The organism is Occultella aeris (assembly GCF_902703175.1).
In the GTDB taxonomy this organism is placed as follows: domain Bacteria; phylum Actinomycetota; class Actinomycetes; order Actinomycetales; family Beutenbergiaceae; genus Occultella; species Occultella aeris.
The window spans coordinates 32,962-54,489 of record NZ_CACRYJ010000048.1; the positions used below are offsets into that span (position 1 = coordinate 32,962).

A 21,528-nucleotide genomic window follows, 5' to 3' on the forward strand; every position below is an offset into this window, starting at 1 on the left:
ACCTGTGCCATGCACGCCCGTCAAGGAGGACATTCCGTGCCCACATCGCCGACCAACCCGGCCATCATCAGTCGCCGACAACTCATCGTAGGCAGCGGCGGAATCATCGGGTTCGCCACGTTGTCGCTCACCGGGTGCAGCCCGGACGAGGGCGGCGAGACCGAGTCGCAAAACGCCACCCCGCCCGCCGACCGGCCGCTGGAGTCCCCTCTGCTGACCGAGCGAGTCGAGGCGGGCGAGTTGCCGCCGATGGATGAGCGGATGCCCATCGCGGAGGACCGGCTCGTCGTTCCCACGACGGAGTACGGCACGTACGGCGGTGAGTTCGCCGGCGTGATCCTCGATCAAGACCGCGGGTGGCTGGACCGCATGATCCACTACGAACCCACCGTGCGCGCCACGCCGCAGCTCGACGAGTTCGGCACACCCGGCACGCTGAAGTCAGTGGACGTCAACGAGGACGCGACCGAGTTCGTCCTGCATCTGCGGCAAGGCCTGCGCTGGTCCGATGGCGAGCCGGTTACCGCGGACGACGTCATGTTCGCAATCCAAGACGTCTTCTTCAACAACACCCTCTACCCGACCATCCCGGAGTTCCTGACCGCGGACGACCAGCCGTGCACAGCGGAGCGGGTCGACGACTTCACCGTCAAGCTGACCTACACCGGGACGCGCGCCGACTTCCTGGTCACCGCCAGCCGTGGCGAACAGCCGAAGAACCTCCTCGGCTGGCCGAAGCACTACCTGCAGGACTTCATCCCGGACCTCAACCCGGAGGCCAACAACATCGCCGTGGCCGCCGGCTTCAGCGACTGGATGGACTACTGGTCCGACCGCAAGAATTACTACGACAACCCGGACCTTCCCACCCTCGCGGCATGGAGCATCACCAGCCCGCTGAACGAGGGCACCGTCGTGGTCGCTGAGCGCAACCCCTACTACTGGAAGACCGACGACCAGGGCGCCCAGCTCCCGTTCATCGACCTCCTCGAGTTCGAGATCGTCCAGAACGACGAGGTCATGCTGCTCAAGGCGGTCAACGGCGAGATCGACTTCCACGCCAGGAACTTCAACAACGACCCGAACCGCCCGGTGCTGGCCGACGCGCGCGAGAGCGGTGACTTCCGGTTCGTCACCGTCGAGCCCACCTCGATGAACCAGATGATCATCGCCCTCAACCTGAACCACCGGGACGCGGCGATGCGGTCGGTCTTCCAGAACAAGGACTTCCGGATCGGCCTGTCCTACGCGATCAACCGGCAAGACATCATCGACACGGTCTACCAGCGTCAGGGCGAGCCGTGGCAGGCGGCGCCGCACTCGAACTCCGACTTCTACGACGAGGAGTACGCCAAGCAGTACACCGAGTTCGACCTCGAACTCGCGGCCGAGCACCTGGACCGGGCCGGCCTGACCGAGACGGACGGCGAGGGCTTCCGGCTCCGACCCGACGGCCAGAGGCTGAGCTTCCAGGTGGACGTCACCGCCGGGACCACCCAACACATCCAGGCGATGAGCCTCGTTGTGCAGACGTGGGCGGAGGTCGGCATCCAGGCCACCGTCAACACGCTTGAGCGGAGCCTGTTCTACGACCGCAAGTCCCCCTCGGCCAACCAGCATGACGCGAACGTCTGGGGTGGCGACGGCGGCTTCCGCACCGAACAGGACGAGCTGCGCTGGTGGTTCCCCTCGTGGAGCGAGTCCAACTACGCGGTGCGCTGGGCCGAGTGGTACACGAGCGACGGCGCCAGCCCGACCGGCGAGGAGCCACCCGCGGTGGTCCGCGAGCAGATGGATCTCGCCAAGCAGATGGAGCTGGAGTCCGACCCGGAGGAACGCGACGCCCTCTTCCGCTCCATCCTCGAGATCGCCAAGGACCAGTTCTACGCCATCGGCACCGCGCTTCCCGGTGACGGGTACGCGATCGCGAAGAACCACCTGCGCAACGTCGTCGACTCCTACCCGGAGTCGCCCCTGTACTTCTCGCCGGGGCACGTCGACCCGCCCAGCTGGTACTTCGCCTGACCGCGACCTGCCTGAACCGACGTTTCCCTAGGAATCCGAAATGCTGCGCTACATCCTTCGCCGGATACTCGTGCTCATACCCACGGTGTTGGCGATATCACTGATCACGTTCATCATCATCCAGTTGCCGCCGGGCGACTACCTCACCACGGTGCAGGCATCCCTGGCGGCGGCGGGCGACCGGCCGCTCGACGCGGCCGAGCTCGCCCGGCTCAACGAGCGGTACGGCCTGAACGACCCGTGGTACATCCAGTACTGGAAGTGGATCAGCGGAATCATCTTCCACGGCGACTTCGGCGATTCCTTCAGTTACGGGCGCCCGGTGAGCGACCTGGTCCAGGAGAGGCTTCCACTGACGGTCACGCTCTCCGTTCTGACCCTGTTGTTCATCTGGGCCATCAGCTTCCCGATCGGCGTCTACTCCGCCCTTCGGCAGTACTCGGCCGGTGACTACGTGTTCACGTTCGTGGGCTACCTCGGGCTGGCGGTACCCAACTTCCTGATCGCGCTCGTCCTGATGTGGATCGGGCTGACGTACTTCGGCCAGAGCGTCGGCGGGCTCTTCTCACCGGAGTACCGCGACGCGCCCTGGAGCCTGGCCAAGTTCGGGGATGCCCTGGCCCACCTGTGGATCCCGGTGGTCATCTGGGGCACTGCGGGCACCGCCGGCAACATCCGGATCCTTCGGGCCAATCTGCTCGACGAGATCCGCAAGCCGTACGTGACCGCGGCCCGAGCCCGTGGGATCCCCTCGCGGCGCATGACCGTCAAGTACCCGGTCCGCGCGGCGGTCAATCCGTTCTTCTCGACCATCGGGTGGATCCTGCCCGGCCTGATAGCGGCCGACGCGATCACGTCGCAGGTGCTGAACCTGAACACGACCGGGCCGCTGCTGCTGAACGCCCTGATGGCCCAGGACATGTACCTCGCCGGATCCGTGCTCCTGATCAGCGCCATCCTCGTGGTGATCGGCACGCTGATCTCCGACCTCGCACTCGCGTGGCTCGATCCGCGTGTCCGATTCCGATACTAAGGACCCGCTCCATGACTGATCCCCGAATTCCTCTCCCGGGCAGTGGCGCAGGGCCGGCCACCGCCCTCGAACCGGAAGCCCAGCGCACCGATGGTGCCGAGGACCTCGCCGTCGCCTCGCAGTGGCGCCTGGTCTGGCGCGGTTTCAAACGGCACAAGGTCGCGCAGGTGTGTGGTGCCATCACCATCTTCATCTACCTGGTCGCCATCTTCGCGCCGTTCCTGGCCCCGTACTCGTCCAGCGCCCACAACGCGGACTACACCTACGCACCCCCGCAGCCGATCCACCTCGTCCACGACGGTTCGTTCCAGCCGCACGTCCTGGGCCTCACCCTGGACCAGGACCCGGACACGCTCGAACTGCAGTTCACGCCGGATCCCGAGAACGTGATCCCGATCGGCCTCTTTGTCCAGGGACCGGAGTACGAGCTGCTCGGGTTCATCCCATGGGACCGGCACCTGATCGGCCCCGTCGACTACGACACCGGGCCTATGCTCCTGCTCGGCGCCGACGCGACGGGCCGAGACCTCTTCTCGATGATCATCCACGGCACGACGATCTCGATGTCGATCGGCCTGGTCGGGGTGTTCTTCTCGCTGATCCTTGGCATTGTGATCGGCGGGGTGTCCGGGTACCTCGGCGGCCGGGTGGACAACCTGATCCAGCGCCTGATGGAACTGATCATGTCCATCCCGACGATCCCCCTCTGGATGGCGCTCTTCGCCGCCGTGCCACCGACCTGGACGCCGCTGCAGCGCTACTTCGGGCTCACTGTCGTCATCTCGTTGGTCGGCTGGGTCGGCATGGCCCGGGAGGTACGCGGAAAGTTCCTCGCGGTGCGCGGCGAGGAGTACGTTCTGGCCGCGATCGCCGACGGGGGCAGCCAGATGCGAGTCATGTTCCGCCACATGCTGCCCTCCTTCACCAGCCACATCATCGCGAACCTCTCGCTCTCGATCCCGGCGATCATCCTCGCCGAGACCGGACTCTCCTTCCTCGGACTCGGCCTCCAGGCGCCCACGGTCAGTTGGGGGGTCCTTCTTGAGCAGGCCCAGAACGTCCGTGCCATCTCGACCGCGCCGTGGATCCTGCTGCCCGGCATCCCGGTAGTCATCACCGTCCTCGCCATGAACTTCTTCGGCGACGGCATCAGGGACGCCGCGGATCCGTACAACAACTGACCTGCCCCCGCGACAATCGAAGGTTGCACCATGAACAACGTGATCACCCCGACCCTCTCGCCCGACCGCTCGGGCGTCGGGACCGACGGGCCGACGCCGCTGCTTCGGATCCGAGGGTTGGAGACCCACTTCGACACCGCGGACGGCGTCGTGAAGGCGGTCGACGGCGTGGACCTGACGGTCCGGCCGGGAACGACGATGTGCCTGGTCGGTGAGTCCGGCTGCGGGAAGTCCGCCACGGCTCGCTCGATCCTTCAGGTCGTGGAGTCACCCGGGCGGATCGCGGGTGGGGAGATTCTCTGGTCGCCGCACGGCAAGGACCTGGTGGATCTCGCGAAGTTGGACGGCGAGAGCGAGCAGCTGCGCCAGATCCGGGGTGGCGACATCGGGATGGTCTTCCAGGAGCCGATGGCCTCGCTCTCTCCGCTCTACACCGTGGGAGCGCAGTTGATGGAGGTCATTCGGCTCCACCAGGACGTGACCGAGGACGAGGCGCGCGAGCGGGCCGTCGGCCTGCTCGAACGGGTCGGCATCCCGAACGCCGCGGCCCGTCTGGGCTCCTACCCGTTCCAGCTCTCGGGCGGGATGTGCCAGCGGGTGATGATCGCGATCGCACTCTCCTGCAACCCTGCACTGCTGATCGCCGACGAGCCGACGACCGCACTCGACGTGACGACCCAGGCCCGGATCCTCGATCTGCTCCGTGAACTCCAGGCGGAGTTCGGGATGGCGATCCTGTTCATCACCCACGACCTGGGCGTGGTGGCGGAGATCGCCGACGAGGTCACCGTGATGTACCTGGGCAAGTCTGTGGAGCAGGCACCGGTCGACGAGCTGTTCCGTGCGCCGAAGCACCCCTACACCCGCGCGCTGCTGCAGTCGATCCCGGACGGCCGGCCGAACCGGCAGGGTCAACCACTGCCCACGGTGGCCGGCATGGTGCCCAGCCCGCGAAACCGGCCGACCGGATGCACGTTCCGCACCCGCTGCAGCTCCGCGATGCCCGGGATCTGCGACCAGGAGGTGCCACCGGCGAGCATGTTCGGCAACGACCACCTGGCCCGCTGTCACCTCTACAGCCACGAGGATGCCACTGCGATTCCCGAACCCACCGTGGCAGTCACCTCACGGCTGGAGGTCACCGAGCGCACCAACCCCACCCCGGACGAGGAGGCCGCCACCCTGCTCGAGGTCCGCGGCCTCACCAAGCACTACCCGCTGGGCGGGGGCATGTTCCGGCGCAGCACCGGCACGGTCCATGCCGTGGACGGCGTCGATCTGGTCATCCGCGAGGGCGAGACCCTGGGCCTGGTCGGCGAGTCCGGCTGTGGCAAGACCACGCTGGGCCGGTGCATCGCCGGGCTGCTCGGCCCGACGTCGGGCGAGATCCTGTTCCATCGGGACCCCGGCCACGCCGTCGACCTCGCCTCGCTGAGCAGCCGGCAACTGAAGGGTCTGCGCACGCAGATCCGGACGATCTTCCAGGACCCGTTCTCGTCGTTGAACCCACGAATGACCGTCGAGCAGATCGTGGGCGAACCGCTGCAGGTGAACAAGCTCGCCCGCGGTTCCGAGCTCCGAGACCGGGTCGCGGACATGCTGCGCCGGGTCGGGATCCGACCCGAGTACATGCGCCGGTACCCGCACGCGTTCTCCGGTGGCGAGCGGCAACGCCTGAACATCGCCCGGGCCCTGATCACCCAGCCCCGGCTCGTCATCGCGGACGAGCCGGTCTCCGCCCTCGACGTCTCGATCCGCGCCCAGATCCTGAACCTGCTCGACGAGATCCGCGAGGAGTTCAACCTCACCTACCTCTTCATCTCCCACGACCTCTCCGTCGTCGAACACGTCAGCGACCGGGTCGCTGTCATGTACCTGGGCAAGGTCGCCGAGCAGGCCCGGACGAGCGACCTCTACGACCGCCCGCTGCACCCCTACACCGAGACCCTGCTCGACTCGATCCCCGTGCCCGACCCGCAGCGCCGCAACCGCGAGCGCGAGCGGACCCGCACCGACGACCTGCCGGACCCGGCGAACCCGCCGGCGGGGTGCCTGTTCCATACCCGATGCCCACACGTCCAGGAGCGCAAGTGTGCCTCCGACGTGCCCGAGCTCCGGCTCCTCGGCACCGACCACCGGGCGGCCTGCCACTTCGCCGAGGAACTCCAGTTGACCGGCATGTCCCGGTCCGACCCCTCCGAGTGAGCCGGGGTCCGAACCCTCCGCCCGACCCAGCCGACGACAGATCCGCAACTCAAGGAGCACACCATGGCAAGGGGCGACACCTTCCCCAGCGAAGCCCGTCAGTTCGACGACCCTGTAACGGGGGTCACGATCACGCAGTTGACCGACCACAAGGCCCACCACCACCACACCTACTTCACCAACCCCGGCTGGTACGACGAGGGCCGGTCCCTGCTGTTCGCCTCGGACCGCGCGAACGCCACGAACCTGTATTCGATGGACCTGGCGTCGAAGGAGTTCCGGCAGCTGACCGACCTGCCCGACGGGGCGCACGTGGAGTCCAACCTGTTCCACTCCACCAGCGTCAACCCGACCCGCGCCGAGGCCTACTTCTGGCACGGCCGCGAACTCGTCGCGATCGACCTACGCACACTGGAACAGCGGGTCCTGCACACCACGCCCACCACGTTCGGGGAGGGCGGCACGACCAACGTGACGGCGGACGGCGCGCACGTGATGGTCAGCTACAGCGAGGACCTCTCGGACCGGTTCCGGATGGACATGGGCAACGGCTACGTGGGCTTCCGGGAGTACTGGGAGGCGCGGCCGCTCTCACGCATCCTGCGGATCTCGACCGCGGACGGCACCGCCGAGATCGTCCACGAGGACAGGTCCTGGATCGGGCACGTGAACACCTCGCCGGTCCACCCACATCTGCTCACGTTCTGCCACGAGGGCCCGTGGCACCTGGTCGACCACCGCATCTGGCTGCTCGACCTGCGCGACGGGAGCACCTCGAGGATCCGTCCGACGGCCGAGGGTGAGCGAGTCGGCCACGAGTACTGGCTGCGCGACGGCGTACACATCGGCTACCACGGCTGGTCCGGCCTGGACCAGAGCGACCCCTTCCACGGCGCCGTCCGGTACGACGGGAGCAACCAGTGGGAGGCACCCCTCGTCGAGAGCTCGATGCACTATCACAGCAGGGACCTGGACACGATCGTGGGAGACGGCACCAAGACGAACCCGCAGCTGATGGTCTGGCGCCGCAACGGGGACGTGTTCGAGGGCCCACGGTTGATCCACCGACACCGCGGGTCATTCCACACTCAGGCGGTGCACGTGCATCCCACGGTCAGCGACGGTGGCGACCAGATCCTGTTCACCAGTGATTCCCGAGGCTACGGGAATCTCTACCTCGTTGACGTTCCGGACTTCGAGACCCTGCCCGCGGCGTAGTCCGATGACCCGAGCGATCGATCGCGGTGCCGCCATCGACCTGAGCGCCGTAGAGGACATGCGCGCGGCCGAACTCGAGCGTCGGATCGTGCTGTCCCAGTACCTGACCGCAGTCAACTGCGCCGCGACCGGAACGTCTTCGGCGAAAGCGAGTTGGCGTGACGGCCCACGCAGCTCGGCGATCGGGATCGCGGCGAACGAGTCGATGACCGCCGGCGCGACCGTGGGCATCGCGTCCCTGGGCCTTCCGCTGGGCTGACGCGAGCAGGCTCGGACCCGGTTGAAGAGGGGATCCCCGGCAGCGAGGACGTCATCGTCGAACGCACCGCACGGTCGCAGCGTTGGTCCGCGCCGCCCGGTGAGTCAGCGCTGCGCGCCCCGCCCTCACACGGGGGCGCGCAGCGACTCGTCGTCGAGATTGCGGCGGAAGAAGTCGACCATGACCGGCGCGTACCCCGCGAACGGCGGGCACACCAGGCCGTTGCGGGCAAGGTGCCGGGTGGCCTCGGTGGTGTCGTAGCGCACCGGGTGGCTCAGGAACACCAGGGACTCGTACGGGGTGCCGCCGAGATGGCGCCGGACCGGGCGCAGCCTCAGCGCCGCGCGCATCAGCGGGTCCGGGACGGCCGGCCCGCGGGGGTCCCGGCCGGTGAGCTCCCGGGACAGCAGCCGCACGAACTCGGCGGTCGTCAACGGGTCCCGATCGGCCAGGTGCAGAGTGGCCCCGACGGTCTCCGGATCGCGCGAGCACGCCGCGATCGCATCGACGACGAAGTCGACCGGCACGGCGTTGAACGTGGCGTCCTCGCTGCCCATCGCCCCGACCGTCAGGCCGAACCGGTTCATCCGGTGGATGAACCACAGGATGAAGTACGGGCCGTCGAACCGCTGCGTCTGGCCCGTGCGTGAGTCACCGACGACGATGCCAGGCCGGTAGATCGTCGTCGGCACCCGAGGCATCGACGCCCGGACGAGGGCCTCCGCGGCGAACTTCGTGGCCTCGTAGTGGTTCTTGAAGCCTTGACCCTCGTCCAGCTCGGACTCGAGGACCACACCGGTCCGCTCGCCCCCGACGTAGCAGGTGGAGACGTAGTGGAGGCGCTCCAGCCGGGCGCTGCCACGGCAGAGGTCGAGGACGTGCCTGGTGCCCTCGACGTTGACCCGGGTGGCGAGTGCCTCGGAGACGGCGAGGTCGTAGACCGCGGCCAGGTGGTAGACCCGCGCCACGGTCGCGGCCAGGTCGACGTAGGTGGCCTCGTCGAGCCCGAGCCGAGCCACCGTGATGTCGCCCTCGAGCACCCGGACCCGGCCGCCGAACTCGCGTGCCGCGGCCCGGGCTCGGTCGAGCATCCGTGGCTCGACCAATGCGTCGACCGTGACGTCGTCATCCTCGAGCAGCGCCCGGACGAGCCGGGTTCCGATGAAGCCGGGGAAACCCGTGAGCAGGCACCGCATGGCGTCAAGCCCAGTCGAAGAGCGGATCCCCGGCGTCGAGCACGTCGCCGAGCTCCACGCGCTCGGTGAGACTCGCGGCCCTGGTGTCCAGGGCGATCACCGGGCAGATCGGGCTACGGCCGCCGTCGACGACGGCCTGCGGCGACCAGGTGATCACGAGCTGTCCCGCGACCAGGTCCGCGCCCTCGGCGACGTGCACCGTGAAGGAGTCGCCGGCGAGCTGGATGGTGTCGATCCCCAGGTGCACCAGCACGGCGTGACCGTTGCCGTCCGCGACCACGAACGCGTGGGGGTGCACCTTGACGAGGGTTCCGCCGATCGGGGCGATCACCTCGACCTCCCCCTCACGGTGCGGGTCGATCGCGACCCCGGGGCCAACGATCGCATCGGCGAACACCGGATCGGGCACCTCGGCCAGCGCGACCGAGCGACCCGGCAGCGGCGCCAGGACCGTGACGGCACCGACGGCGGGCGTGGCCGGCTGGTTCGCGTCCGTCGCTGCCATCGCTAGGCCTGCTCGCGCAGTTCCTGCGTCAGCGCGGCCACCAGTGAGGCGAACCGGGCATTGCCGGCGAGGTCCTCGACCAACACGACCTTCTCCCCGCCGTCGGCCAGGGGCACCTTCCAGTTCGGGTACTCGGTGTCGGTGCCGGGCTGGTTCTGGGCGCGGCGCTCCCCCACCGCGTCGGCGAGGCCCACCCCTATCAGCACCGACGGCGTCTGTGCGACGTACCGGTGCAGCGCCTCGACGATCTGCCGTTCGGTGGGGTCCTCGGGCAGCAGGAACCGCTGCCGTAAGGCCTCGAGCATCCGTTCCCGTTCGACCTGGGCGGCCAGGCGCACGGTCGCGACCGGTTCGGTCAGCAGCCCGAGCCGGTCCCGCAGGTCCACGTGCTCCTCGGCCAGGTATCCGGCGGTCGGCGGCAGGTCGTGGGTGGTCACGGTCGACAGCACGAGGGATCGGTACTGCTCCGGCGGGAGCGGTCGGTCGTTCTCGCGCTCGAACCAGAGGACGGAGGTGCCGAGGATGCCCCGGTCGCTCAGGTAGTCCCGGACCCAAGGCTCCACGGTGCCGAGGTCCTCACCGATGACGATCGCCCCGGCCCGGTGCGCCTCGAGGGCGAGCACCCCGATCGTCGCCTCGTGGTCGTAGCGCACGTACGTGCCCTCGGCCGCGCCGGCGCCCTGCGGGATCCACCACAGTCGGAACAGTCCGATGATGTGGTCGACCCGGAGCGCGCCCGCGTGCCGCAGGACCGTCCGCACCATGTCCCGCACCGGCGCGTAACCCTGCTCGGCGAGCACGTCGGGGCGCAGCGGCGGCTGGGACCAGTCCTGACCCTGCTGGTTGTACATGTCCGGCGGCGCCCCGACGCTGATCCCACGGGCGAGCACCTCGCGTAGGGACCACGCGTCGGCCCCCTCCGGGTGTACGCCGACGGCCAGGTCATGCATCACCCCGATCCGCATGCCGGATGCCAGCGCAGTCTCCTGCGCGCGCTTCAGCTGGGAGTCGGCGATCCACTGCAGCCAGCAGTGGAAGTCCACCCGGTGCGCCAGTTCCCGGCGCAGCGCGAGAGTTCGCGCCGGGCTGCTCTGCTCCACCGAGAGCGGCCAGTTGGACGCGTCGTACTTCTCCTGCACGGCGCACCAGAGCGCGAAGTCCTCCAGTCCTTGGCCCTGATCGCGACGGAACCGCTCGAACGCGCGCTGACGGGACCGGGACCGGCCCGAGGTGTAGATGGTCTCGAGGGCGGGCTTCTTCACGTCCCAGACGGCGTCCCGGTCCAGGGGGCCGGGTTCGGTGTTCGTGTCCTGGATCTCCTCGATGCCCCACTCCAGCAGGGTGCGCTGGGAGGTGGGCAGGTAGCCCACCTCGGGGATGTCCTCGGGGCGGATGTAGATCGGGTTGACGAACCGGCGGGTGGCCGGCAGGTACGGCGACGGCGTCATCGGCGTGCTCGGCTCGGCAGCGTGCAGCGGGTTGATGAGCAGGAAGTCGGCGCCCAGCTCGCCGCTCAGTGACGTCAGCTCGGTGAGGTCGGCGAGGTCCCCGATTCCCCACGACCGCTGCGAGCGGACCGAGTACAGCTGCGCCATCAGCCCCCAGGCGCGGTGACCGAGATCGTCGCGCAGCGGCGGAACCTCGAGCACGGCGGGGGTGACCGCGAGGACGGCACCAACCTCGCTGCCGCCGGATCCGACGGTCGCGACCAGCGTGTGCCACCCGAGCGGCAGGTCGATCGGCAGCAGGAACGTGGCGCGCCCGATGGAGCGGCCGTCCACGAGCCGCGGCTCGACCCAGTCGTCGACCTGCTCCAGCGCGCGGGAACCGCCGTCCTCAAGGTCCACCCGCAGATGCACCGTCTCGCCGTCCGGGACGTGGACCGGCACCCGGGACTCGATGCCCGCCGTCACCACCACGCTCGGCGGCAGCACGCGGCGCCAGGGCGCGAGGTCGCACGCGGCCAGGGAGCGCTCGACCTCGCGCGGATTGCCGGCAGGCACGTCCATCGCGGCGAGCACCGCGGTGATGGTGCCGGCGCTCACCGCACGATGGTTCCCGTGGAAGTCCCAGAACTCGGTGGCGACGCCATGCGCGGCCGCGAGAGCCCGCAGGCTGTCACTGAGGACGTCACTCTTGTCCTGATCGTTCACGTGGGCTTCCAGGCTCCTGAGTCAGTGCGAGATGGTGGCGGGACGACTCCTGCCCTGATCTTGCCAGAGCGCGCGGCAATAGTCCGCGTGGCAACGCCCGGGACCCGAGGGGTGGTACCCGGTTGGGGAGGCAGACCTGGTGCGGAAGGATCCTCGGAGGTGCTGGTTAGGCTGACGGACGTGAAGACCCCCACACCCGACGTCGTCGCCGCGCTGACCGGTGCGCCGCTGACGGTCCTGATCATCATCGTGGTGGCCAGCCTGACCACGGTCATCGTGCGCTTCCTGATCTCCCGGACCGTGCGCGGGCTGATCGCCACCGAGGCGAAGGGCCTGCGACTGGCCCCCGAGAAGTTCGGGGTCGCCCCGAACCCGCGCCGCAAGCAGCGCCTAGAGACGCTCCGGACGGTGCTCGTCTCGACGACCACCGCGCTCATCGGGAGCGTCGCGGTGCTGATGATCCTGACCACCCTCGGGGTCAACGTGGCACCCCTGATCGCCTCCGCCGGCGTGGTCGGCATCGCCGTCGCCTTCGGGGCGCAAGCACTGGTCAAGGACGTGATCACTGGCGGTTTCATGCTCATCGAGGACCAGTACGGTGTGGGCGACCGAGTGGAACTCGGCACCGGCGGCGGGATCCTCGCCTCCGGTGTGGTCGAGGAGGTAGGTCTGCGGGTCACCCTCATCCGTGACGACGACGGCCGCCGTTGGTACGTCCGAAACGGCGAGATCCTGAGGGTCGCCAACCTGACGCAGGGCTGGGCCTACGCGGTGGTGGAGCTCAGGGTCGCGCGCACCACCGACCTCACCCTGGTGCGGACCACGCTGAGCGAGCTCACCACGCAGATGCGAAACGAGGACCTCTACGCGGACGTCGTCAGTCACCTCGAGCCGGAGTGCCTGATCCAGGAGGTCACCGCCGACCTGGTCGCTCTCACCTGGCGGGTGCGAGTCAGCGCCGACCATGACCTGTCGATCGCGAGCGAACTGCGCCACCGGATCGCCGTGGCGTTCGCCGAGCGTGGCATCGAACTCGCCCCGTGAGGCGCCTTCGCCGGGCCGGGCCGCCGGCTTCAGTTGCCTGGGCGGAGCCCATCGATGTCGGCAGCGAGGTCGTCCGCCTCCGGGCCGACCACGACCTGCACGACGCGGCCGGAACGGACCACACCGAACGCACCGTGGGTGCGCAGGTCCTCCTCGTTCACGAGCGCCGGGTCATTCACCTCGACCCGGAGTCTGGTGATGCACGGCTCCAGGTCGACAACGTTCGCGTCGCCTCCCAGTGCGGCGAGGATGTCCTCGGCCTTGCTCACTTCTTCTCCCAACAAGCATCGTCCTGTGATGAATGACACTCTACAACCGGTGCCCGCCCCCCAGCGCGCTGGCCACAATATGACGAACCCCGTGCGACGGAAGGCGGACCACCGTGAGTAACGTCGAGATGGACAGCGCCGAGGCCGCCGGGGGCACCAGGCTGCAGGGCGTCGGCGTCTCCCCCGGACGGGCCGCCGGGCCCACCGTGCGCCTCGCCGCCGGGGTACCGGAGCCGCCGTTGCGGCGTTCCCCGGCTGCCCCCGAGGACTCGGAGGCGGCCCTCACGACCGCCGCGGACGCCGTCGCCACCGAGCTCAGGGCCCGGGCGCAGACCCTGACCGGCACCGCCAAGGAGGTGCTGGAGACGACCGCCCAGATCGCCACCGACCCCACGCTGATCAAGGACGCCCGGCAGCGCATCACGACCGAGCGGGTCAGCCCCGAACGGGCACTGTGGGAGGCGGCGGCCGCCGTCGCTGCCCAGTTCGAGGAGCTCGGCGGGTACTTCGCGGAGCGGGTCCGGGACGTCCACGACGTCCGGGACCGGATCGTCGCCCGGCTCACCGGCGTCCCTACGCCGGGGGTGCCGGCCCGCACCGAGCCGTTCATCCTGGTGGCGCAGGACCTCGCGCCCGCCGATACCGCGCAGCTCGACCCCGCCGTGGTCCGCGGCCTGATCACCGCCGAGGGCGGGCCCACCTCCCACACCGCGATCCTCGCCCGGGCACTCGGCATCCCGGCCGTCGTCGGCCTCGGGGAGGCGGCCGCGCTGATCGTCGAGGGCGCCGTGATCGTGGTCGACGGCGGATCGGGCGCCGTGGTCCTGGTGCCCACCTCCGAGGAGGTCGCCCAGGCGAGCGAGCACCACGAGGCCCGCACCTTCTCCGGGCGGGGCGCCACCAGTGACGGGCACCGCGTGGAGCTGCTCGCGAACGTCGGCGAGGTGGCTCAGGCCGAGCCCGCGGCGGCGGCTGGCGCCGAGGGTGTCGGACTGTTCCGCACGGAGTTCTGCTTCCTGGACCGCGACACCGAGCCGAGCATCGACGAGCAGGTCGAGGCGTACGGCACCGTGCTCGCCGCGTTCGCCGGTAAGAAGGTCGTGGTGCGCACGCTCGACGCCGGCGCGGACAAGCCGATGCCGTTCCTGAATCCCACGGACGAGGCGAACCCCGCGCTCGGGGTCCGCGGCTTCCGCACCTCCTGGAAGAACCCGGACGTGCTGGAGAACCAGCTCGCCGCGATCGCGACGGCCGCGGCTGCCCACTCCGCCCAGGTGTGGGTGATGGCGCCGATGGTCTCCCGGGTCGGCGAGGCCGAGGAGTTCGTCGCCGCGTGCGCCAGGCACGGCCTCGAGACCGCCGGGGTGATGGTCGAGGTGCCCAGCGCCGCGCTGCTGGCCGGCCCCATCCTGGCCCGAGCCGCGTTCGCGTCGATCGGCACCAACGACCTCACGCAGTACACCCTGGCCGCAGACCGGTTGCTCGGTGCCCTGGCGCCACTGTCGACCCCGTGGGACCCGGCCGTGCTGTCCCTGATCAGAACCACCTGCGAGGGCGGGCAGGCCCAGTCGCGGCCCGTCGGGGTCTGCGGCGAGGCGGCGGCCGATCCCGCACTGGCCGCCGTGCTGGTCGGCATGGGCGTGACCAGCCTGTCGATGACCCCGCGAGCCCTCGGTGACGTCGCCGCCGTCCTGGCCGCGACGTCCCTCGAGCAGTGCCGCCGCGCGGCCACCCTCGCCCTCGGCACCGACAACGCCGACGCGGCCCGCCTGACCGCCCGCGACGCCTTGCCGGCTCTCGCCGAACTGGGCCTGTGACGCCTGCCACCCACCGCCGTCGGGCAGGCTGCCAGAGCGAGCCGGCGAGCGCGCGAGCATTAGGCTGACCGGGTGAGTACCGCCTCCTCCCCCGCCTCGCCCCAGCCGGCCGGACGCCGCAGCCTCGGTCTGCGCGGCGCCGATGCGCCGCCGGCCCGCCGGCCGGACTCCTTCTACGAGGCGATCGGCGGCGAGCCCACGTTCCGCCGCATCGTGCACCGCTTCTACGAGCAGGTCGCTACCGACGACATCATGTTCCCGATGTACCCGGAGCCCGAGGACCTCGGTCCGGCGGAGGAGCGGCTGCGGATGTTCCTCGAGCAGTACTGGGGTGGCCCGACCACGTACTCGGACACCCGCGGGCACCCGCGGCTACGGATGCGGCACGCGCCCTACCCGGTGACTCCCACGGCCCGCGACCGGTGGCTGAAGCTTATGACCGTCGCGGTCAAGGAGGCCGGCCTGGCACCGTTGCACGAGGCCACCCTGCTCGACTACCTCGAGCGCGCGGCCTTCTCCCTGGTGAACACCGCAGAGCCCGGGGGGCCGCAGTGACCAAGGAAGTGGAGCCGGCCCGCCCACTCGAGGCCGTGCTGTCCGCGCTGGAACTGGACCAGGTCGACGAGGACACGTTCACCGGCCGGTCCCTGCCGCAGATCCACGGACGGGTCTACGGCGGCCAGGTGCTCGCCCAGGCACTGCTCGCCGCCGGGCGGACCGTGGCGCAGGACCGGCTCCCGCACTCGGTGCACGGCTACTTCCTCCGCCCGGGCGACCTCGACGAGCCGATCACGTTCTCGATCGAGCGGATGCGTGACGGCCGCTCGTTCAGTGCCCGGCGTACCCACGCCATCCAGTTCGGCAAGCCGATCCTGTCCATGATCACCTCCTTCCAGGAACCGCAGCAGGGCCTCGACCACGCCGAGGCCATGCCGCAGGTACCGCAGCCGGAGGAGCTGGCCAGTTCCGTCGAGTTCTTCAACGCGCTCGACCACCCGATCGCGGCGTTCTTCTACCGCAACGGTGCCTTCGACATGAGGCATGTCGACGGCGCCCTGTTCACCAAGCCGGCCGCCGAACAGACCGACGCGCAGTACCTGTGGATGCGCGCGCGGGCCGAGGTGCCCGGCAGCCAGCTGCAGCAGCGCGCGATGCTCGCCTACGCGTGCGACCAGGTGATGCTCGAGCCGATCATGCGTCGCCACGGACTCAGCTGGCGGACCAAGGGCGCGAGCGTGGCGAGCCTCGATCACGCCATGTGGTGGCACCGCGACGTCGACCTGGACGACTGGCTGCTGTACGCGCAGTCCTCGCCGTCCGCCAGCGGTGGACGCGGTCTCGGTGTCGCGAAGGTATTCGACCGTTCCGGCCTGTTGGTCGCGACGATCGCCCAGGAGGGCATGTTGAGGATCCCGGAGATCCCAAGCGAATAGGCCTGGTCCGTACGCGCTCCCGCATTGGGCGCCCGGTCGCGCGCCGCTGTGCAGCGGGCCACACGTCTTCACCCATCACGGCGCGTTCTCGCCGAGCGGGAACTAGATTGATCTAGTACCCGACGGACGATTCACCTTCTTCATGCGTCGCATGGGCTTGACATCCCTACTAGATCGATCTAGTTTCGGTGCGTGCCCGATCAGGGCCGCGACGATCTACAGGGAGCCGGTCAGTGACGACCACGTCCACGCTGGAGCAGCACCAGGAGCCGACCACCCGCTGGTGGCACTCACCGTTCCGGATGTTCCAGACCAATCTGCGCGAGACCGATGTCGGCTTCGACGTGGCGGCCGTGCTCGACGCCATCGAGGACCACGGCGCCGACACCTGGCTCGTCAACGCCGGCGGCATCGTGTCCTTCTATCCCACCGATCTCGACTTCCAGACGCGCAACCCGCTGCTGGCCCGCCGGCCGGGCGGCGACCTGCTCGGCGACTGCCTCCGGGGCGCCCAGGACCGTGGGATCCGACTCATGGCGCGGATGGACTTCTCCAAGATCGCCCCACGGATCGCGGACCTCTTCCCGCAGTGGTGCTTCCGGAACGCGGACGGCGGCCGCCAGCTCTACCAGGGGCTGGTGAGCACGTGCCCGAGTGCCGGCTACTACCAGGAGCGAACCCTCGATGTCCTGGACGAGGTGCTCGGCCGCTACGACGTCGACGGCTTCTTCTGCAACTGGTTCGGCTTCAACGAGGTGGACTACGCGGGCACCTACCACGGTGTCTGTCACTGCGACGCGTGTGTGGCGGGCTTCGCGGCCTTCGCCGGTGACGCGCGGCTGCCGGCGGGTCCGGATGACGCCGAGTACGGGCGCTGGCGTGCCTACGCCCGGGAGACGGTCGCCACCCTGACCGAGCGGATCCGTGACCACATCAAGTCCCGCCGGCCGGAGGCCGCACTGATCCTCGGTGACTCCAGCGACATCGTCTTCCACGAGGCGAACAACGCCATCGGACGTCCGCTGTGGCCGTACGCGACGTCCGCCGCGGTGAGCGCCTCCCGCACGGCCCACGAGAACACCCCGGTCCTGGTGAACTCGGTCGCGTTCGTGGACATGCCCTACCGCATGGCCGCCGAGGAACCCCATCACTTCGCCACCTACTTCGCCCAGACGATCGCGCGTGGTGGAACCCCGTCGACGTACATCATGGGCGTGCCCGGGGACATCCCGTACGCCGGGCTCCCCGCGGCCCGGGCGATCACCCGCTTCCACCGTGATCACCAGGACCTCTATGCCGGCATCCGTCCGATCGCGCCGCTCGCCCTTATCCGACCGCCGGCTGCCGGCCGGGAAGCCGCCGATGCCGCCGGGGCGACGGAGGAGTTCCACGGTTGGTTCGACGCCCTCGCCGAGGTCCACCTGGCCGCCGACGTGCTTGCCCTGGAGGAGGTCGCGCGGCTCGCCGTGGACGGTTCGCTGGCTCGGTTCGGCGTGCTCGTGCTCCCCGACGTCGGGCCCCTGCCTCCCGCCGCCGCCGAGGCCCTGGACGCGTTCGTCGAGGCCGGCGGCACGCTCGTCGCCACCGGCTCGAGCGGCATGAGCGGCGGCCGGGTGCAGCTGGAGTCGATGCCGGCGACGGCGGAGCTCGCCGTGGTCGGCGACGTCGAGTCGCTGAAGGGTACCTATGTCAGCGCGGGACTGGAGTCCACCGCCGACAGTGGCGTCTACACGGCTCCCACCGTCCCCATCCTCGGCGCCCGGCGCACCATGGCCTGGCACGCGGACATCGACCGCTGGCTCACCATCATCGGCCCGGCCCCCTACGGGCCTCCCGAGCTGGCCTATGGCCAGCGGGCCACCGACCAACCGGGCCTCGCGACCCGCTCCTACGGGGTCGGCTCAGCCACCTACCTGCCGTGGACCGCCGGTCGCACCTACGACAGGCTCGGCACAGGGGAGATCCGCGACGTGCTGCTGAGCAGTGTGCCGGGTGCTCGGACCGGCCCTGACGGTGATCCCTGGGGCTGCCTTCGCCTCTGGGCACCTGAGCAGCTCGAACACACCGTGCACCGCGCGGCGGACGGGCGCATCGTCGTGCACCTGATCAACCACAGCGGGCTGCGCCGACGGTCCTACGGACCCCCGATCCCGATCACCGGCGTTCGGATCACGCCACCGCGCGGGCTGCACATCGCCGCGGCGACGGCCCTCGTAGCAGGTCAGGACGTGCCGGTGACGCCTGCCGGCGAGCTGCTGCTGCCAGCCATCGAGACGTTCGACGTCATCACGATCACAACCAAGGAGAACAGTTGACCGAGCACATCGTCGCCTTCGGATCGCTCGACGATCAGGTACGCAGTCGCGCCGAGGCCCTGTTGGCCGGCCGTGGCGTCCTGGAGATCGTGTCGAGTGCCACCGACGCGAGCCCAGACACACTGGCACGTGCCACCGCGATCGCGGGCACCCTGCGACCGGGCCAGCTGACGGCCGCGGCGAACACCCGCTGGGTGCACAGCTGGGCCGCGGGAGCGAACGCCGACCTGTCGGAGGAGATGCTCGCCAGCGACGTGACCCTGACGAGCTCGACCGGGAACGGTGGGATCCCACTCGCCGAGCACTCCATGCTGCTGATGCTGATGCTCAGCAGGGACGTACCGCGCTGGCAGCGCGCCCAGGCCGAGCACCGCTGGGACCGGTTCACCCACGGTGAGCTCAACGGCCGCACGGTCGCGATCGTCGGGCTCGGCAACGCAGGTGCGGACCTCGCCGCGAAGGCGAAGGCCTTCCACATGCACGTGCTCGGCGTCCGCCGCAGGGTCGAGCGCCCCGTGCCCGGCGTGGACGAACTGTTCGCACCGGAACGGCTCCACGAGGTACTGGCACGGGCCGACTTCGTGGTGGTCACGGCGCCGCTGACGGCCGACACCAAAGGGCTGTTCGACGGAGCCGCGTTCCGGGCGATGCCCGCTCACGCCTACTTCATCTGCATCTCCCGGGGCGGGATCGCCGACGACGCGGCACTCCTGAGAGCACTGCAGGAGGGCTGGATCGCCGGAGCCGGCCTGGACGCACACGGGACCGAGCCACTCCCGCCGGAGAGTCCGTTCTGGGACCTGCCGAACGTCGTCGTGACACCGCACAACGGAGCGACCACCGGGGCAACCGCCGCACGCGGCGGCGAGATCTTCCTCGCAAATCTCGAGCGTTTCCTGGACGGCGCTCCGCTGGCGAACATCGTCGACAAGGCCGCCGGGTACTGACCGGAGCCGGCACCGCTACGCCAAAGGAGGCGTTGATGAGCGTGAACACCGCATCACCCCCGGGGACCACCGTCGCCGTCCCCCCGACCGGCGACCTCCCCGAGCGGGGACGCCGCCGGCGCAAGCGCAGGTGGGCCGCCTGGCTGTTCCTGCTGCCTTGGCTGGTCGGGCTCTTCGGGATCACCCTCGGGCCGATGATCGCGTCGCTGTACCTGTCCTTCACCGACTACAACCTGCTCGGCCGGTTGTCGTTCGTCGGCTTCGACAACTACGTCCGGATGTTCACCGACGACCCACGCTTCCTCAGCGCGTGCCTGGTCACCCTGAAGTACGTACTCGTCTCTGTGCCGCTCCAGCTGACGTTCGCGCTCGCGCTCGCGACCCTGCTGAACCGGGGTCTGCGCGGCCTGGCCTTCTACCGCTCGGTCTACTACCTGCCCTCCCTGCTCGGCAGCAGCGTGGCGATCGCGCTGCTCTGGCGTCAGATCTTCGGCGGCTCCGGGCTCGTCAACACGGCGCTCGGTGCCCTTGGGATGACCGACCTGCCGAACTGGATCGCCACACCCGAATGGGCGCTCGGGACGTTGATCGTGCTGAATGTCTGGACGTTCGGCTCCCCGATGATCATCTTCCTGGCCGGCCTGAGGCAGGTACCGCAGGAGCTGTACGACGCAGCCAGCGTCGACGGTGCGAATGCGTGGGGGCGGTTCCGACGAATCACCATGCCGATGCTCACCCCGGTGATCTTCTTCAATCTGGTGCTGCAGATGATCAATGCCTTCCAGGCATTCACGCAGTCCTACATCATCTCCGGCGGTTCCGGCGGGCCGGTCGACTCCACGCTCTTCTACACCTTGTACCTCTACCAGAAGGCGTTCACCGACTTCGACATGGGCTACGCCTCGGCGATGGCGTGGTTCCTGCTGGTCGTCATCGGCCTGTTCACCGGCGCAGCCTTCTTCACCTCCCGGTACTGGGTCCACTACGACGGGGAATGACATGACTTCGACAACAACGCAACCCGCCGTGATGCGCGCCGCGGCCGTGAGGCCGCAACGTCGCCCGTGGCGTCGGATCGTCCTGCATGGCGTCGTCCTGCTCGGAGGCGTCGCCATGGTCTATCCGCTCCTGTGGATGGTGGCGAGCGCCTTCAAGCCGGAGTCCGACATCTTCTCCGACCCCGGCCTGTGGCCCGCGACCTTCACGACGGAGAACTTCACGCAGGGCTGGGACGCGCTCGGCATCCCGTTCTCGACATTCTTCCTGAACTCATTCGTCATCGCGGCGATCTCGGTGCTCGGGAACCTCCTGTCCTGCTCACTGGCCGCCTACGCATTCGCGCGGCTCGACTTCCGGTTCAAGAAGACACTCTTCGCTGCGATGCTCGCCACGCTGATGCTGCCGTTCCACGTCACCCTCGTGCCCCAGTACATCCTCTTCCAGTCGATCGACTGGACGAACACGTACTTCCCGCTCGTGGTGCCGAAGTTCCTCGCTGTCGATGCGTTCTTCATCTTCCTCATGGTCCAGTTCATGCGGGGCCTGCCGAGGACCCTCGACGACGCCGCGACCGTGGACGGCTGCGGACCGTTCGGTGTGTTCTGGCGGATCATCCTGCCCCTGATGCGGCCCGCCCTCGCAGTGGCTGCGATCTTCACCTTCATCTGGACCTGGAACGACTTCCTCGGACCGCTGTTGTACATCTCCGATCGCGCCCTCTACACGGCGCCGATCGCGCTGAACGCCTTCCTGGACTCGACCGGAGCCTCCTCGTGGGGCCCGATGTTCGCGATGTCGATCCTGTCGATCCTGCCGCTCTTCCTCGTCTTCCTGTTCGCCCAGAAGCACCTGATCAACGGCATCGCCACCACCGGGCTGAAGTAACCGGCTCGGCCCGCCACCAGCAACGACGCTCCTGAAGGGAAATC

Annotated in this window: 18 protein-coding genes; 14 read left to right on the forward strand and 4 right to left on the reverse strand. The window is 69.1% G+C overall.

The genetic code is table 11. The features are described from left to right. Positions 1 to 36: 36 nt before the first annotated feature. The 6 genes from HALOF300_RS16410 to HALOF300_RS16435 all read left to right on the forward strand — a co-directional run bounded on the left by HALOF300_RS16410 (position 37) and on the right by HALOF300_RS16435 (position 7,921). Positions 37 to 2,025: an ABC transporter substrate-binding protein gene (locus HALOF300_RS16410; RefSeq protein WP_156742003.1), complete on the forward strand. Its 1,989-nt coding sequence runs from the start codon at positions 37 to 39 to the stop codon at positions 2,023 to 2,025. Positions 2,026 to 2,065: 40 nt separating this feature from the next. Next, positions 2,066 to 3,058, forward strand: a complete 993-nt coding sequence (locus HALOF300_RS16415) for an ABC transporter permease (RefSeq protein ID WP_156742004.1) — start codon at positions 2,066 to 2,068, stop codon at positions 3,056 to 3,058. A gap of 11 nt (positions 3,059 to 3,069) precedes the next feature. Continuing rightward, on the forward strand, positions 3,070 to 4,239 hold the full coding sequence (locus tag HALOF300_RS16420) for an ABC transporter permease (protein WP_156742005.1): 1,170 nt from the start codon (positions 3,070 to 3,072) through the stop codon (positions 4,237 to 4,239). A gap of 30 nt (positions 4,240 to 4,269) precedes the next feature. Further along, positions 4,270 to 6,444, forward strand: coding sequence for an ABC transporter ATP-binding protein (locus HALOF300_RS16425; RefSeq protein ID WP_156742006.1), 2,175 nt, complete (start codon positions 4,270 to 4,272; stop codon positions 6,442 to 6,444). A 63-nt stretch (positions 6,445 to 6,507) separates the two neighbouring features. After that, positions 6,508 to 7,662: an oligogalacturonate lyase family protein gene (locus HALOF300_RS16430; protein ID WP_156742007.1), complete on the forward strand. Its 1,155-nt coding sequence runs from the start codon at positions 6,508 to 6,510 to the stop codon at positions 7,660 to 7,662. A gap of 4 nt (positions 7,663 to 7,666) precedes the next feature. Beyond that, positions 7,667 to 7,921: a hypothetical protein gene (locus HALOF300_RS16435; protein WP_156742008.1), complete on the forward strand. Its 255-nt coding sequence runs from the start codon at positions 7,667 to 7,669 to the stop codon at positions 7,919 to 7,921. Positions 7,922 to 8,046: 125 nt separating this feature from the next. Here the strand turns inward: HALOF300_RS16435 and HALOF300_RS16440 are convergent, their stop codons facing one another. Genes HALOF300_RS16440 through malQ form a run of 3 tightly spaced genes read right to left on the reverse strand, consistent with a single transcriptional unit; the run spans position 8,047 to position 11,775 of the window. Next, positions 8,047 to 9,117 (reverse strand): SDR family oxidoreductase, encoded by a 1,071-nt coding sequence (locus HALOF300_RS16440; protein WP_156742009.1) that lies wholly within the window; start codon positions 9,115 to 9,117, stop codon positions 8,047 to 8,049. 4 nt (positions 9,118 to 9,121) lie between these two features. Continuing rightward, the gene (locus tag HALOF300_RS16445; RefSeq protein ID WP_156742010.1) at positions 9,122 to 9,622 is read right to left on the reverse strand and encodes a PTS sugar transporter subunit IIA; all 501 of its coding nucleotides are present in this window, start codon (positions 9,620 to 9,622) and stop codon (positions 9,122 to 9,124) included. Between the two features lie 2 nt (positions 9,623 to 9,624). Beyond that, entirely contained in the window at positions 9,625 to 11,775 is a 2,151-nt protein-coding gene (malQ, locus tag HALOF300_RS16450; RefSeq protein ID WP_156742011.1) for a 4-alpha-glucanotransferase, read from the reverse strand. A 180-nt stretch (positions 11,776 to 11,955) separates the two neighbouring features. On the opposite strand from malQ, the gene HALOF300_RS16455 reads away from it, so the two are divergent. Continuing rightward, positions 11,956 to 12,819 (forward strand): mechanosensitive ion channel family protein, encoded by an 864-nt coding sequence (locus tag HALOF300_RS16455; RefSeq protein ID WP_197522616.1) that lies wholly within the window; start codon positions 11,956 to 11,958, stop codon positions 12,817 to 12,819. Positions 12,820 to 12,848: 29 nt separating this feature from the next. On the opposite strand, the gene HALOF300_RS16460 is transcribed toward HALOF300_RS16455, so the two are convergent. Beyond that, positions 12,849 to 13,088, reverse strand: coding sequence for a PTS transporter subunit EIIB (locus tag HALOF300_RS16460; RefSeq protein ID WP_156742013.1), 240 nt, complete (start codon positions 13,086 to 13,088; stop codon positions 12,849 to 12,851). Positions 13,089 to 13,216: 128 nt separating this feature from the next. Here HALOF300_RS16460 and ptsP point away from each other — a divergent pair, with 128 nt between their 5' ends. The 7 genes from ptsP to HALOF300_RS16495 all read left to right on the forward strand — a co-directional run bounded on the left by ptsP (position 13,217) and on the right by HALOF300_RS16495 (position 21,484). Then, positions 13,217 to 14,905 (forward strand): phosphoenolpyruvate--protein phosphotransferase, encoded by a 1,689-nt coding sequence (gene ptsP, locus HALOF300_RS16465; protein WP_156742060.1) that lies wholly within the window; start codon positions 13,217 to 13,219, stop codon positions 14,903 to 14,905. A gap of 129 nt (positions 14,906 to 15,034) precedes the next feature. Further along, positions 15,035 to 15,460, forward strand: a complete 426-nt coding sequence (locus HALOF300_RS16470) for a globin (RefSeq protein WP_156742061.1) — start codon at positions 15,035 to 15,037, stop codon at positions 15,458 to 15,460. Continuing rightward, on the forward strand, positions 15,457 to 16,338 hold the full coding sequence (locus HALOF300_RS16475) for an acyl-CoA thioesterase (protein WP_156742014.1): 882 nt from the start codon (positions 15,457 to 15,459) through the stop codon (positions 16,336 to 16,338). The genes HALOF300_RS16470 and HALOF300_RS16475 overlap by 4 nt, the downstream gene beginning before the upstream one ends. Positions 16,339 to 16,571: 233 nt before the next feature. Continuing rightward, a complete protein-coding gene (locus HALOF300_RS16480; RefSeq protein ID WP_197522617.1) occupies positions 16,572 to 18,653 on the forward strand; it encodes an alpha-amylase family protein in 2,082 nt (693 codons plus the stop codon). Further along, positions 18,650 to 19,600: a D-2-hydroxyacid dehydrogenase gene (locus tag HALOF300_RS16485; protein ID WP_197522618.1), complete on the forward strand. Its 951-nt coding sequence runs from the start codon at positions 18,650 to 18,652 to the stop codon at positions 19,598 to 19,600. The genes HALOF300_RS16480 and HALOF300_RS16485 overlap by 4 nt, the downstream gene beginning before the upstream one ends. A gap of 35 nt (positions 19,601 to 19,635) precedes the next feature. After that, a complete protein-coding gene (locus HALOF300_RS16490; RefSeq protein ID WP_156742015.1) occupies positions 19,636 to 20,598 on the forward strand; it encodes a carbohydrate ABC transporter permease in 963 nt (320 codons plus the stop codon). A 1-nt stretch (position 20,599) separates the two neighbouring features. Continuing rightward, the gene (locus tag HALOF300_RS16495) at positions 20,600 to 21,484 is read left to right on the forward strand and encodes a carbohydrate ABC transporter permease (RefSeq protein ID WP_197522619.1); all 885 of its coding nucleotides are present in this window, start codon (positions 20,600 to 20,602) and stop codon (positions 21,482 to 21,484) included. Positions 21,485 to 21,528 lie beyond the last annotated feature (44 nt).

Excerpts from the sequence above, each read along its gene's own strand:
- HALOF300_RS16415 (WP_156742004.1), top strand. The coding sequence starts at position 2,066 with ATGCTGCGCTACATCCTTCGCCGGATACTCGTGCTCATACCCACGGTG.
- HALOF300_RS16420 (WP_156742005.1), top strand. The coding sequence starts at position 3,070 with ATGACTGATCCCCGAATTCCTCTCCCGGGCAGTGGCGCAGGGCCGGCC.
- HALOF300_RS16425 (WP_156742006.1), top strand. The coding sequence starts at position 4,270 with ATGAACAACGTGATCACCCCGACCCTCTCGCCCGACCGCTCGGGCGTC.
- HALOF300_RS16430 (WP_156742007.1), top strand. The coding sequence starts at position 6,508 with ATGGCAAGGGGCGACACCTTCCCCAGCGAAGCCCGTCAGTTCGACGAC.
- HALOF300_RS16435 (WP_156742008.1), top strand. The coding sequence starts at position 7,667 with ATGACCCGAGCGATCGATCGCGGTGCCGCCATCGACCTGAGCGCCGTA.
- HALOF300_RS16440 (WP_156742009.1), bottom strand. The coding sequence starts at position 9,117 with ATGCGGTGCCTGCTCACGGGTTTCCCCGGCTTCATCGGAACCCGGCTC.
- HALOF300_RS16445 (WP_156742010.1), bottom strand. The coding sequence starts at position 9,622 with ATGGCAGCGACGGACGCGAACCAGCCGGCCACGCCCGCCGTCGGTGCC.
- ptsP (WP_156742060.1), top strand. The coding sequence starts at position 13,217 with ATGGACAGCGCCGAGGCCGCCGGGGGCACCAGGCTGCAGGGCGTCGGC.
- HALOF300_RS16490 (WP_156742015.1), top strand. The coding sequence starts at position 19,636 with ATGAGCGTGAACACCGCATCACCCCCGGGGACCACCGTCGCCGTCCCC.
- HALOF300_RS16495 (WP_197522619.1), top strand. The coding sequence starts at position 20,600 with ATGACTTCGACAACAACGCAACCCGCCGTGATGCGCGCCGCGGCCGTG.